This window comes from Actinoallomurus oryzae (assembly GCF_039541955.1).
Lineage (GTDB): Bacteria > Actinomycetota > Actinomycetes > Streptosporangiales > Streptosporangiaceae > Actinoallomurus > Actinoallomurus oryzae.
Genome location: NZ_BAABHF010000019.1, coordinates 266,025 through 279,570, shown reverse-complemented (window position 1 = coordinate 279,570; position 13,546 = coordinate 266,025). Strand labels below are relative to the sequence as shown.

9 protein-coding genes are annotated in these 13,546 nt (G+C 71.3%); 7 read left to right on the top strand and 2 right to left on the bottom strand.

Annotated elements, in window-relative coordinates:
* Window positions 1-27: 27 nt before the first annotated feature.
* The 7 genes from ABEA10_RS15590 (at window position 28) to ABEA10_RS15560 (ending at window position 11,679) form a co-directional block, all read left to right on the top strand.
* Complete coding sequence (locus ABEA10_RS15590; RefSeq protein ID WP_345463860.1) at window positions 28-3,042, top strand: alpha-mannosidase; 3,015 nt, start codon at window positions 28-30, stop codon at window positions 3,040-3,042.
* A gap of 305 nt (window positions 3,043-3,347) precedes the next feature.
* Entirely contained in the window at window positions 3,348-4,406 is a 1,059-nt protein-coding gene (locus tag ABEA10_RS15585) for a methyltransferase (RefSeq protein ID WP_345463858.1), read from the top strand.
* Between the two features lie 63 nt (window positions 4,407-4,469).
* A complete protein-coding gene (locus ABEA10_RS15580; RefSeq protein ID WP_345463855.1) occupies window positions 4,470-6,362 on the top strand; it encodes an AfsR/SARP family transcriptional regulator in 1,893 nt (630 codons plus the stop codon).
* 98 nt (window positions 6,363-6,460) lie between these two features.
* The gene (locus tag ABEA10_RS15575) at window positions 6,461-7,627 is read left to right on the top strand and encodes a cytochrome P450 (protein WP_345463852.1); all 1,167 of its coding nucleotides are present in this window, start codon (window positions 6,461-6,463) and stop codon (window positions 7,625-7,627) included.
* A 115-nt stretch (window positions 7,628-7,742) separates the two neighbouring features.
* On the top strand, window positions 7,743-9,590 hold the full coding sequence (locus tag ABEA10_RS15570) for a RiPP maturation radical SAM C-methyltransferase (RefSeq protein ID WP_345463849.1): 1,848 nt from the start codon (window positions 7,743-7,745) through the stop codon (window positions 9,588-9,590).
* 39 nt (window positions 9,591-9,629) lie between these two features.
* Window positions 9,630-10,229: a DUF5825 family protein gene (locus ABEA10_RS15565; RefSeq protein WP_345463846.1), complete on the top strand. Its 600-nt coding sequence runs from the start codon at window positions 9,630-9,632 to the stop codon at window positions 10,227-10,229.
* Window positions 10,230-10,242: 13 nt separating this feature from the next.
* Window positions 10,243-11,679, top strand: coding sequence for a M20/M25/M40 family metallo-hydrolase (locus tag ABEA10_RS15560; RefSeq protein WP_345463843.1), 1,437 nt, complete (start codon window positions 10,243-10,245; stop codon window positions 11,677-11,679).
* A gap of 42 nt (window positions 11,680-11,721) precedes the next feature.
* Here the strand turns inward: ABEA10_RS15560 and hemC are convergent, their stop codons facing one another.
* Both hemC and ABEA10_RS15550 read right to left on the bottom strand, forming a co-directional pair.
* On the bottom strand, window positions 11,722-12,717 hold the full coding sequence (gene hemC, locus ABEA10_RS15555; RefSeq protein ID WP_345463840.1) for a hydroxymethylbilane synthase: 996 nt from the start codon (window positions 12,715-12,717) through the stop codon (window positions 11,722-11,724).
* Between the two features lie 106 nt (window positions 12,718-12,823).
* A complete protein-coding gene (locus tag ABEA10_RS15550) occupies window positions 12,824-13,531 on the bottom strand; it encodes a VOC family protein (RefSeq protein ID WP_345463837.1) in 708 nt (235 codons plus the stop codon).
* Between the last annotated feature and the right edge of the window lie 15 nt (window positions 13,532-13,546).

Sequence of the window (13,546 nt, the reverse complement as noted above, 5' to 3'; positions counted from 1 at the left end):
TCACCTCTGCCACGGTCAGGAGCCTTCATGCACGACACCACCCCCCAGATCGAGATGCGCGTCGAGCGCTTCGTACGCGAGCGGATCGCGCCCGCCGTGGAGCGCCGTCACGTCGCGCTCGACGTGACGGCGTGGGAGGTGCCCGACGAGCCGGTGCCGTTCGCGGAGGCGGCGGCGCAGAGCTTCACCGTCTTCAAGCCCGGCACGTCCTGGAGCAGGCCGTGGGGGACGACCTGGTTCCGGGTCACCGGTGAGATTCCCGAGGGGTGGGGAGGCCCGGACGTCGCGCTGGAGATGGTCGTCGACCTGGGCTTTTCGGCACGGCAGCCGGGCTTTCAGGCCGAGGGCCTCATCTACCGGCCCGACGGCACGATCGTGAAGGGCCTGGAGCCGCTGAACAACGCCGTGCCCGTCGGGCCCGGGCCGGTCGACCTCTACATCGAGGCCGCGTCCAACCCCGACGTGGGCGGGCACTACTTCTACCTGCCCACCCCGCTCGGCGACAAGGCGACCGCCGGCACCGAGCCCATCTACACGCTCCGCCGCGTCGACCTCGTCGAGCGCGACCTGACCGTCTACGGCCTGCTCCAGGACTGCCGGACCCTCGCCGGCCTCATGGAGGAGCTGGAGGCGTCGCTGCCGCGCCGCGCCGAGATCCTGCGCGCGCTGGAGCGGATGTGCGACGTCGTGGACCCCGACCGCGTGGCCGAGACCGCCGCCGCGGGCCGGGAGGCCCTGGCGGACGTGCTCGCCTCGCCCGCCTACTCCAGCGCGCACCAGGTGATCGCGGTGGGGCACGCGCACATCGACTCGGCCTGGCTGTGGCCGACGCGCGAGACGATCCGCAAGTGCGCCCGTACGTTCTCGAACGTGCTCGCGCTCATGGACGAGTACCCGGACTTCGTGTTCGCCTGTTCCAGCGCCCAGCAGTACGCGTGGATGAAGGAGCACTATCCGGCGCTGTTCGAGCGCATCCGCCGGCGCGTCGCCGAGGGGCGGTTCGTGCCGGTGGGCGGGATGTGGGTCGAGTCCGACACGAACATGCCCGGCGGCGAGGCGCTCGCGCGCCAGTTCGTGTACGGGAAGGGCTTCTTCCTGCGCGAGTTCGGCTTCGAGCCCGACGAGGTGTGGCTGCCCGACTCGTTCGGCTACACGGGAGCGCTGCCGCAGATCGCGCGTGCGGCGGGCGCGCACGCGTTCCTCACCCAGAAGATCTCCTGGAACGAGACCAACCGGATGCCGCACCACACGTTCTGGTGGGAGGGCATCGACGGCAGCCGCATCTTCACGCACTTCCCCCCGGCCGACACCTACAACTCCGACCTCTCCGGCGCCGACCTGGCCCGCGCCCAGCGGCAGTACGCCGAGAAGGGCGTCTCCAACGTCTCGCTCACGCCGTTCGGATTCGGCGACGGGGGAGGAGGGCCGACCCGGGAGATGATGGAGGCCGCCGCTCGTACGCGCTCGCTGGAGGGGTCGCCGCGGGTCGAGGTCGGCACGCCGCAGCGCTTCTTCGAACTCGCGCGGGAGACCCACCCGGCGCCGGCGACGTGGTCGGGGGAGATGTACCTGGAGCTGCACCGGGGCACCTACACCTCCCAGGCGAACACCAAGCAGGGCAACCGGCGCAGCGAACACCTCCTGCGCGAGGCGGAGCTCTGGAGCGCGACCGCGGCCTGGCGCGGCCTCGCGGACTATCCGCATGAGACGCTCGACGACGCGTGGCGAACCGTGCTGCTCCAGCAGTTCCACGACATCCTGCCCGGTTCCTCGATCGCCTGGGTGCACCAGGAGGCGGAGCGCAACTACGCGGCCGTCGCCGCCGCGCTCGAACCGCTGATCGACGAGGCGCAGCGGGCGCTCGCCGGGCCGGGCTCGGCGCCGGTCGTCTTCAACACGGCACCGGTCGCGGCGGCCGGGGCGCCCGCGCTCGGAGCGGCGGCCGGGCCCGTGCCCGCCCGCGTGGCGCCCGTCGTCGCCGATCCGGGGTGGGTGCTCGACAACGGCGTCGTCCGGGCCGTCTTCGACGCCACGGGCCTGCTCGTCTCGTTCGTCGAAGCCTCTTCGGGGCGGGAGCTCGTGGCGGCCGGCGAGGCGGCGGCCCTGCTCCAGGTGTTCCGCGACACCCCGAACCAGTGGGACGCCTGGGACATCGACGCGCACTACCGGCACACCGTGACCGAGCTGCGCGAGGCCGACGCCGTGGAGGCCACCGGCGAGGCGCTCATCGTACGGCGCTCGTTCCACCGCTCCACGTTCACGCAGACCTTCCGGCTCGCGGAGAGTTCGCCCGAACTGGAGATCGAGACCCGCACCGACTGGCAGGAGCGGGAGAAGATGCTCAAGCTCGCGTTCCCGCTCGCGGTGCACGCCGACCGGGCGTCGTCGGAGGTGCAGTTCGGGCACGTGCAGCGGCCCACCCACGCGAACACCTCCTGGGACATGGCGCGCTTCGAGACGGCGGCGCACCGATGGGTGCACGTCGGCGAACCGGGCTTCGGCGCGGCCGTCGCGAACGACTCGACCTACGGTCACGACATCACCCGCCGGTGGGCGCCCGACGGCTCGACGGTCACGCTCGTGCGCGAGTCGCTGCTGCGCGCGCCGCGCTTCCCGGACCCCCACGCCGACCAGGGAGAACATGTCCTGCGCACCGCGCTGCGGCCCGCCCCGACCGTGCTGGAGGCCCTCGACACCGGCTACCGGCTCAACCTCCCGGTGCGCACGGTGACCGGAGGCGGCCCGGTGGCCCCGCTCGTCACGGTCTCCTCGACCGCGGTCGTGGTGGAGGCCGTCAAGCTCGCCGAGGACCGCTCCGGCGACCTCGTCGTGCGGCTCTACGAGGCGCGGGGAGGCCGGACGCGGGCGCGCGTCGAGGTCTCCGAGCCCGTCGAGCGGGCCTGGACGACCGACCTGCTCGAACGGGACGCGGCCGGCCTCGCCGACACCGTGGTGCAGTCCTCCGCGTGGGCGGCCGGGGAACCGATCGAGATCGCCTTCCGGCCCTTCGAGATCGTCACGCTGCGGTTGCGGCGGGGTTAGCGGGGGGCCGCACGGGTGGCCGTGAGCACGGACCGTCAATCCCGCACGAGCGGCCGATACCGGTCAGTAACGTCGCGTGAAAATGGGATGAATCCGTGCTGAGGTCGGAAGGTGCAGTAATCCGGACATCTGGCCGAATATGCGCCGGATGTGCTCGTGTACGCCGACCATGGAGGAAAAGTGCCCGCAACCGCTGACGCCGTCGATCCGATCGAACTCCGCGCTTTCAATACCGGTTGCGCGCTCCTGGCCGAACCGGCTTCCGAAATGCCGGACCGCGCGGTCGATGAGGTCACGTTCGGTGCATGCCGATACGCGTTATCGGCCCAGCCCGAGCGGGGGTGGCCGGCGACGCGCGTGTCCGCGTGATGGCCGTGTTCGAGCGTCTCAGCGCCCTGCTGGACGGTCACATCCGCACCCAGCTGGTGGCGTCGGCGGTCCGCTTCCGGATCCCGGACCATCTCGCGGACCGGACGCTCACCGACGCCGAGCTCAGCGGGCTGACGGGTATCGGCGTCCCGACGTTGCGCCGGTACCTGCGTGCGCTGGAAGGGCTCGGACTCGTCGAGCCGGCCGGGGAGAACGCGTATCGCGGTACGGCACTGATCGAGTCGCTCCGCCGTGACACCGGCATCCTCTACGGCCACGCGCTGATGGCGGGCGCGGAGTACTACGGAGCCTGGTCCGAGCTGGACTACGCGCTGCGGACCGGGGAGTCCGCCTTCGAGCACCGCTACGGCCGTGATCTGTGGCGTCACTTCGACGGCGACGATGACGCGGCGGTGTCGTTCGCGCGCACCATGCGGTTCAACACCGAGCGTTTCCTCCAGGAGATCCTCGGGCTGTACGACTTCCCGGACGACGGTGTGGTCGCCGACCTGGGCGCGGGTGACGGCACCCTGCTGGCCGAGCTCCTGGTGCGCGCCCCGAAACTGCGCGGCATCGCGTTCGAGCAGCCCGCCACCATCGGCATCGCGCGGCGGACGATGGAGGACCGCGCCGTCGCGGACCGGTGCGAACTCGTCGCGGGCGACTTCTTGGCCGAGGTTCCCCCAGGGGCCGACCTCTACGTCATCAAGTCGGTCATCCACAACTGGAACGACGAAGCGGCGCTGCGCATCCTGCGCAACTGCCGGACCTCGATCGGCGAGCGCGGACGGTTGCTCCTCATCGAGCGCGCGCTGAAGATCGACGATGCGCTGGAAGCGGCGATCCGGGATTTGGCCATGCTCGTGCTCCTCGGGGGTCAGAGCCGTTCGGTCGGGGAGTACGAGGAGCTGCTGCGACGGGCCGGATACTCCGTGGAACAGACGCTGACCGCGCCCTCCGGTTTCTGCCTGCTCGACGCGAAACCGGACGTGTGACCGGGAATCAGTGGGACACCAGACACCCAATGGCTCGTCAGGATCTTGGGGGTATTTCTTCGTATGAAGTACGGTGTATTAGGGGCACTTACGGTAACCGGCAGCGAACCGCTTGTTTTACGCCCCAGAGAACGCTCTATCGTCGCCTTACTCGTCATCAATCGAAATCATGTCCTTTCCACCTCCAGAATCGTCGACGAACTCTGGAGCTCCCAGCCGCCCGAATCGGCGAACAACCTCGTTCAGCAGTACGTTTCACGCATCCGAGGTCAGCTGCGCGACCGTGGCGATGACGCGGCCGCCGAGAGCCTGCGCACCTGCGGACCGGGCTATCTGCTGAGCTGCGACGGCGCCGACCTCGACTCGGCGCGCTTCGAGTCGATGCTGGACGACGCGCGCGACGCACTGGCGAAACGGCGGCACGAGGCGGCGGTGCGGCTCCTGAGCGACGGACTCCACATGTGGCGCGGGGCGCCGTTCCTCGACGTCCAGGGGATGCCGGCGGTGGCCGCGGAGGTCTGCCGCCTCGAAGAGCAGCGGCTGCGGGCCATCGAGGAGCGGCTCGACGCGGAGCTGGTGCTGGGCCGCCACACCGGGCTGGTCAGCGAGCTGACGGCGCTGGTCGCCATCCATCCCTTCCGGGAACGGCTGCGCGGCCAGCTCATGCTCGCGCTGTACCGCTCCGGCCGCCAGGCCGAGGCGCTGGAGCAGTACCGCGGCACCCGGCGCATGATGATGAGCGAGCTGGGCGTCGAACCGGGGTACGAACTGCGCCGCCTCCAGGAGGCCATCCTCAACTCCGCCCCGAACCTCACCGCGCCCGAGAGCGTGGTCGCGCGGTGGCCCGTCCCCGCCCAGCTCCCCTCCTGCATCGGCGACTTCACCGGACGCTCGCGGGAGGTGGCCCACGGCTGCGAGGTCCTGCGGGGCGACCGGCGGCCGGGCAGGCGGAGATCCCTGCCCGTCCTGAAGCTCGTCGGCAAACCGGGAGTCGGGAAGACGACGCTGGCCGTCCGGATCGCGCACCAGGTGCGCCGGGACTTCCCGGACGGCCAGCTGTTCATCGACCTGGAGGGCCTGGGCCCGCGCCCGCTGGAGCCCTCGTACGTACTCGAGCGCTTCCTGCGCACGCTGGGCGTGCCCGCCGCCGACCTGCCCGGCGACGTCGAAGAACGCCGCGAGTGCTTCCTGAGCCTCACGGCCGACCGTCGTCTGCTCCTCGTCCTGGACAACTGCGCGGATGAGGCGCAGATCCGCCCGCTGCTGCCCGGGTCCGCCGGCTGCGCGGTCATCATCACGGGCCGCCAGAGCCTCGCCGGCCTCGAAGGCGCCCGGCATCTGGTCGTCGAGGCGCTCGGCCCCAAGGAGGCGGTCCAGCTGCTCTCGCGCGTCTCCGGCCACGAGCCTGCGGTGTCGGAGACCCGTACGGCCGCCGAGGTCGTCCGCCTGTGCCAGCACCTGCCGCTCGCGATCCGGATCGCCGGATCCATGCTGGCCGTGAGCCCTGCGGCGACGCTCGACGGCGTCGCCGGCCGGCTCCGCACGGCCCCGCTGGACGAGCTCGCGATCGGCGACCTGTCGATGCGCTCCAGCATCCGCCTCAGCTACGAACGCCTCGACTCACGGGCCAAGCGGGCCTTCCGGAGGCTCGCGCTGCTGCACACCTCCCACTTCGCGGACTGGATCTGCGCGGCGGTGACCGGGGAGGGCGTCACGTGCGCGGGCCGCCTGCTCGACCATCTCGCCCAGCATCACCTGCTGGAGTCGGTGCGCGTGCCCGGAGGGCATGTTCGCTACTTCTTCGACGGCATCCTCCGCGCCTTCGCCCTGGAGCGAGCTCACGTCGAGGAGCCGGCGGACGTACGGCGCGCGGTCGGCACGGTCGGCGCTCGCCCTATGACTTGGAGCGGTCCCAGCGATCGGGCCCTGGCCCACATGCTGAACTCCGTCCTCTGACCTCGCGTAAAGCAGATGTAAAGCGGACGTGCAAGCCGTCGGCCAAGACTCCGTATGGCTGCGGACCGCGTGTGATGTCCTCAGGAGGTTGCTCCCCGATGCCCGAAACCCTGTCGACCGACCGGATCCTCGCGTTGGCCGAGCCGGAGACACTCCGCGATCCGTATCCGGCGTACGCCCGGCTGCGGGAGTCCGAACCCGTCTACTGGAGCGAGGCGATCGACTCCTGGGTGCTGACGCGTTACGAGGACTGCGCCGCCGTCCTGCGGAACTCACGGGCGTTCGCGTCGGACTGGCGCCGTACGGGGGAGCAGATCCCGACTCCGCTGCTCAGCATCCAGTCGCTCGATCCGCCCGAGCACACGCTGATCCGCCACTTCATGGTGAACGCCGTCCGTACTCTCGACTATCCGGCGCTCCGGCGGATGATCGCCGACCGGGTCCGCGAGCGGCTCGCGCGGGTACGCCGCCAGGACTCCTTCGACGCCGTCACCGAGTTCGCCGCCCCGATCGCCCTCGACACCATCGTCGCGGTGCTCGGCGTCGCGCGACCGGATCCGGAGTGGTTCCTGCCGACCTCCCAGGCGATCGTCGACGGCATGGACGCCGGGGTGTGGCCGGAGACGTACGAGCCGGCGGTGGTGGCGCGCGCACGGCTCGCCGAACTCGCCGAGGGCTGGCTCGCCGATCCGCCGGACGCCGGTCTCGTCGGCTACGTGGCGGCCCACGGCGCGGACTCGGGCATCGAGCGGCCGATCCTGCTCAACACGCTTCGCGCGGTGTTCCACGCGGGATTCGAGTCGGCCGGCCGGCTGCTCGCGGGCGCCCTCGCCGTGATGGCGGCGGTGCCGGACGCGCTCGGCCGGTTCGCGGCGGCCGAGACGCCGGTGGCGGTCGAGGAACTGGTCCGCTACGTCTCGCCGGTGCAGGCCGACGGCCGGGCCTGTGTCCAGGAGACCTCGATCGGCGGGACCGTCATCCGCCGTGGCCAGGCGGTCACGATGCTTCTCGGCGCGGCCAACCGGGACCCGGCGCGCTTCTCCGACCCGGACGCACTGGACTTCGGCCGTGATCCGAACCCGCACGTCGGCTTCGGCCGTGGCGCGCACTCGTGCCTCGGACAGTCTCTCGCGACGTTACAGGCGGGCGTCGTCCTGGGGATCCTCGCCGCCGAGTGCGGCCGGATCCGTGCCGTCACGGCGCCGGTCTACCGGCGCAACCTGACCCTCCGCGGGCCGTCTCGGTTCGAGGCCCGCGTCGTCTAGCACTCGAAGGAGGTGTGCGATGCGTTACGTGCACTGAACCCAGTGATCGGCCCTGTGCCCCGCGGCCTGGTGCCCGGGGCACAGGGCCGCCCCCCAACCGGTCCCGGGAGGCCCCATGCGTGTCTGCCTCGTCTCGATGCCCTGGCACCTGCTCGAGACGCCGTGCCTGCCCATCGGGCTGCTGCGCGCCCGGGTCGGCGCCTGCCGCGACCCGCACACCGTGGTCGACTACTACGGCAACCTGCGCTGGGCCGAGTACCTCCTCGACGTCTCCGGCGGTCAGATCGCCGAGGCCGAGTACTCTTACGTCGCCGACCGCGGGGTCTGGCACGCGATGGGTGAGTGGATCTTCGCCGGGGCGCTGTACGACGATCCGGCCTGGCGGGTCGACACGTACCGCGCCTATCTGGAGGCACGGAACCTCGAACCCGGCGCCTCGCTGCGCATGCGCGAGCACGCCGCCGGCTTCGTCGAGCTGGCCGCCCGGGAGATTCTGCGAGAGCGGCCGGACCTGGTGGGCTTCACCACGACCTTCCAGCAGAACGTCTCCTCACTCGCGGTCGCCCGGCGCATCAAACAGCTCCGCCCGGACGTCCAGGTGGTGTTCGGCGGCGGCAACTGCGACGGTCCCATGGGTGCGGCCCTGCACCGAAACTTCCCCTTCGTCGACCACGTCGTGAGCGGCGAGGGCGAGCTCGCCTTCGTCGCGCTGCTCGACGCGCTGAGCGAGGGACGGGCGCCGGCCGGTGTGCCGGGGGTGGTCACCCGGGGGCCGGACGGCGAGAGCGTCGCGGGACCGCCGGCCGCGATGGTGCCGATCGACATGGTGCCCCGCCCCGACTTCACGGCCTGGTGGTCGGCCTACGGCGCCGGCAGGTTCGCCGAGCGGCTGAGCCCGGTGCTGCTGTACGAGGCGAGCCGTGGCTGCTGGTGGGGCGAGAAGCACCACTGCACGTTCTGCGGTCTGAACGGCACCACCATGAAGTTCCGCGCCAAGCCGGCCACACGAGTCTGGGACGACATCACCCACCTGGTGGAGACCCACGGCGTGCTCGACATCGTCACCGTGGACAACATCCTCGACCTCGCCTACCTCGCCGAACTCATGCCGCGGATCCGGGAGTCCGGCTGGGACCTGCGGGTCCGGTACGAGGTCAAGGCCAACCTCAAGCCCGACCAGCTCGCCGTGCTGCGGGACGCGGGCGTGACGCACATCCAGCCCGGTATCGAGAGCCTGAACTCCCGCGCGCTGCGGCTCATGGACAAGGGCGTGCACGGGACGCAGAACGTGTTCCTGCTCCGCGCGAGCGAAGAGCATCAGCTCACGGTGGACTGGAACTACCTGTACGGGTTCCCCGACGAGCGGGCCGGCGACTACCGCCCGGTCATCGAGCAGATACCGGCGATGGTGCACCTGCAGCCTCCGTCCGGATCCGTCCGCGTCCTGATCGAGCGGTTCAGCCCGCACTTCCGGTCACCCGAGCGGGGCTTCGCCGAGCGACGCCCCTCGCGGATGTACCAGCACGCCTACGACCTGCCCGAATCCGAGCTCGAAGACCTGGCGTACCAGTTCGAGGCGCCGCCGCAGGGCATCGGCGAGGACGTCGCGTCCGACCTCCGTGCCGCCATCGCGGCCTGGCGGCACGACCACGCGGCCAGCACGCTGACCTGGCGGGAGACCGAAGACGGGCTGGTGATCGACGAGGGCCGCGCGGGCCGGCCCCGATGCGAGTACGTCCTGAGCGATCCGGCACAGGCCCGCTCGTACCGGCTGCTGGAACGGCCGCGCACGATCGCGGCCCTCGCACGCGAGCTGGCGGCGGAGGGGTTCGCGACGAGCGAGGAGACGCTGCGGAAATGGGTCGGTGAGCTCCGCGGCGCGGGGCTGGTCTTCGAAGACGACGGCCGGGTCGTCGCGCTGGCCACCGACCGCAGGCCGCTGCGCGTCGCCGAGGGGGGATGAGTCATCGACACCACACTCGCCGTGCGGAGGCCCGGCGCCGTGCCCGGCGATCGCCTCGAGGTGAGCACGTCGGAGCTGTCGCGACGCCTCGCGGGCGGCGCGGGCGCCCCGGTCCTGATCGTCACCGGGACCCCGTACGAACCCGGCCTGGACGCGGTGGCCGGAGACCTGCTGTGGCAGGCCGGCGTACGGGAGGTGCGGATACGGGAGACCGTGGGCGCCGACGACGGACTCCTCCATTTCCTCCGGTTCCTGCGCGAGGCGGCGAGCCATGGCATCGACGTCGTCTGGGAGAGCGCGGGCGATCTCGGCTGCGACACCCGGCTCCTGTACCACCTGCCCCCACGGGCCGGGGACCCGTCGTGGCGCTCGGCCTACCGGTACGGGCTGTGTCACTACCGGGTCGGGCCGGGATTCGTGACCGTCACCGATCAGCGGCGCGGCCCGGCCGTGCCCATCACCCTCCGGGGAACGCAGGAGATCAGGCTCGTCCGGAATCTCGACCGCCCGGGGCCCTCGGAAGAGTCCTCCGCCTTCATCGGGCTGGTGCGGTCGGGCTTGATCATCAGTAACGGCCGTGATGCGCTGTGTCTGCCCTATCGGCTACGTCGATGGCCGATACCGTGCACCGCCATCTGACCCGAGGAGTCCGATGAGAACCCTTCTCGCCGCCGTCGCCGCGGTGGCCATCACCGGCTCGCTGACCGCGGCCACCTCGGCCCCGGACGACGATCTCTGGCTGGCCGACCACCTCGCCAAGACCACGTCCGGGCAGCAAGCCCTCGCTCACCTGCGCGTCTTCGAACGGATCGCCGACGAGGACGGCGGCCAGCGCGCGACGGCCACGCCGGGATTCGCGGCGTCGGCGCGTTACGTCACCGAGCAACTCACCGCCGCCGGTTACCGGGTGAAGAGCCAGACGGTGCCCTACCGGCAGTTCGTGTTCGACGCCGAGTCCGGCCGGGAGACCGCCCCGCACGCCCGTACGATCCGCACGCTGATGCTGGACGGCTCGCCGGTCACCCCCGAGGGCGGCTTAACGGCGCCCCTGGTCCTCGCGCCGGTCAAGGCCGACGGCACGAGCGGATGCACGGCCGCGGACTACGACGGGCTTCCGGTACGCGGTGCGATCGTGCTCACCCCGCGCAGTTCCTGCGGGTACGCCAACCAGCAGAAGGTGATCGCCGGGCTGGGAGGCCTGGCGATGCTGATGTACCTGCCGGTGCCGGATCCGGAGAACATCTACCGGCTGCACGTCTTCACCCCCTCGGACTTCACGATCCCCTCGGCGACCATCTCGCCCGCGCAGGCCGGGCAACTGAGCGCCGACGCCGCGCAGCACCCCGTCACCTTCCACCTCGAACTCCGCGGCCACGTCGCGGACAAGAAGACCGTCAACCTCTTCGCGGAGACGCGTGGCGGCTCCGCCGACCACATCGTGATGGCCGGCGCCCATCTGGACAGCGTGCCCGAGGGGCCGGGCATCGACGACAACGCGAGCAGCGTGGCCGCCCTGCTGGCGACGGCCAAGCGGCTCGCCCCGTTCCAGAACCGCGTACGCGACAAGGTGCGGTTCGCCTTCTGGGGAGCGGAGGAGCAGGTCGACGTCGGCTCCGACTACTACGTCGAGCACCTGTCGTCCGCCGAGAGGGCCGCCATCGACCTCTATGAGAACTTCGAGCTGATCGCCTCGCCGAACTTCGCCCGCTTCCTCATCGACGGCGACGTGCCGGAGGCACCGGGATCGGCGACCGTCACGAAGGTGTTCGAGCAGTACTTCACCCGCGCCGGCCTGCCGTTCGAGACCGAGCCGGTGACGGGCGTCGGCTCGGACCAGGCACCGTTCGTGACGGCCGGCATAGCGGTCGGCGGGATGGACATGGGCACGATCGGCCTGAAGACGCCGGAGGAGGCGGCGATGTTCGGCGGGCAGGCGGGGCAGCAGTACGACCACTGCTATCACCAGACGTGCGACCGGGTGGCGAACCTGAGCCTCCAGGCCCTGGACGAGAACGTGCCGGCGATCGCCTGGACCATCGGCCGCTTCGCCATGGACACCTCGGACGTGCGTCAGGCCAAGGCCCCGTAGCCGCAGCCGGTACGCCGGATCGGCAGGACGGTGGGCATCGGCTCAGTGCGGGATGCCCGCGATGATGTCGCGGGCGCCCTCACGGGCGAGCGTGGCCGCGACGTGTGCGCCGAGTTCGTGCGCGCGGTCGCGCTCGTCCTGCCCGTGCGCGTGGACGAACTCGCCGCCGTCGTGGGAGAACACCATGCCGGTCAGCGAGAGCCGGCCGTCAGGGGTCGTCGAGCAGTGACCGGCGATCGGGCTGTTGCAGTGCCCCTGCAGGCCGTGCAGCATCGCGCGTTCGGCCGTGATGTGGCGGCGGGTCTCGTCGTGGTCGATGAGCCGCAGCAGCCCGCGGACGCCCTCGTCGCTCTCGCGGCACTGCACGCCGATGACGCCGGCGCCGACCGCCGGGCACATCATGTCCATCGGGAAGGTCTCGCCGATCCGGTCGCCGGCGTCGGCGCGCATCAGGCCGCTGTGGGCCAGGACGATCGCCTCGATTCCGTCGTCGTTCTCGTCCAGCCTCGCCAGGCGAGGGATGACGTTCCCGCGGAACGGTACGACCTGAAGATCGGGCCGGCGCCGGAGGATCTGCGCCTTGCGGCGCACCGCGGACGTGCCGATCACCGTGCCGGGCGGCAGATCGTCGAGGGACTCGTACCGGGAGCCGGCGCGCCAGACGACGCAGTCGCGGACATCGTCGCGTTCGAGGTAGGCGGCGAACACCAGGCCGCGGGGCAGCGGCACGTCGCCGGGGACGTCCTTCATCGCGTGCATGGCCATGTCGATCTCGCCCAGGGCCAGCGCCTTGTCGATCTCCTTCATGAAGGCGCCCTTACCGCCGAGCCGGGCGAGGTCACCCTTCCACGCGTCACCGGAGGTCTCGATGCCGACGATCTCGACATCGACGTTCGGAGCGACCAGACGCAGAGCGTCGGCGACCCGACCCGCGTACGCGCGGGCGAGATGCGAGGTCCGGCTCCCCATCCGCAGGCGCCGCTTCGGCAGCGCCTCTTCGAAGGAGCGGTCGGTGACGGTCGTCGTCGTGTCGGTCACAGCGATATCCCTGTCCGGTACGGGTCGGTCGTGAGCGTCCCGGCGGCGTCCGCCGCGTCGTAGGTGATGATCTGGGCGGCGCCCGCCCCCTCGATCCCGGCAGCCATCACCGTGCCGCGAGGAGGAACTCGTTCCCTTCGGGATCCGCCAGGAGGCCGGTCCGTTCGGCATCGGCCCTCGTGGCGCCCGTCCGCGTCAGCCGGTCCGCCGCCGTCGCCGGGTCGTCGCCGTGGACGGCGATCTCCAGGAGGAGGCGGTTCCTTCCCGCCTTGGCGGCCGCGGGGGGACCCATGACCATCCTGGGGCCTCGCACCGACGGCGAGCGGAGGCTGATCCCCCAGTCGCCCTGATCCACGATCCGCCACCCGAGGGCCGGAGCCCAGAACCGGCCCTGTACGTCCGGATCGGCGGCGTCCAGGCAGATCGCGGCGAGACCTCCCGCGGAACCCTCCTCGGGCAGCACGCAGAACTCGTTGCCCTCGGGGTCGGCGAGGACCGTCCAGGGCACCTCACCCTGTCCGATGTCGGCCCTGGAGGCGCCCAGCGTGAGGACGCGTTCCACCTCCCGGGCCGGGTCGGACCCGCCGGCCAGGTCCAGGTGGAGCCTGTTCTTGGTCGTCTTCGGCCGGGCGGCCGGCGTGAACCGCAGCCGCAGGACGGCGTCGCCCGTGCGGATGACCGTCTGCTCGCCGCCGAGGTTCTCCTCGGGCGTCGTCCCGTTCAGAGCCCCGGCCCAGAAGCGGGCCAGCGCTCCCGGGTCGAGCGCCTCGAAGACGACCCCGACCGGCCCCGTCTGTTCGTGCGCGAAGGACACGCCACCGAACCTCCC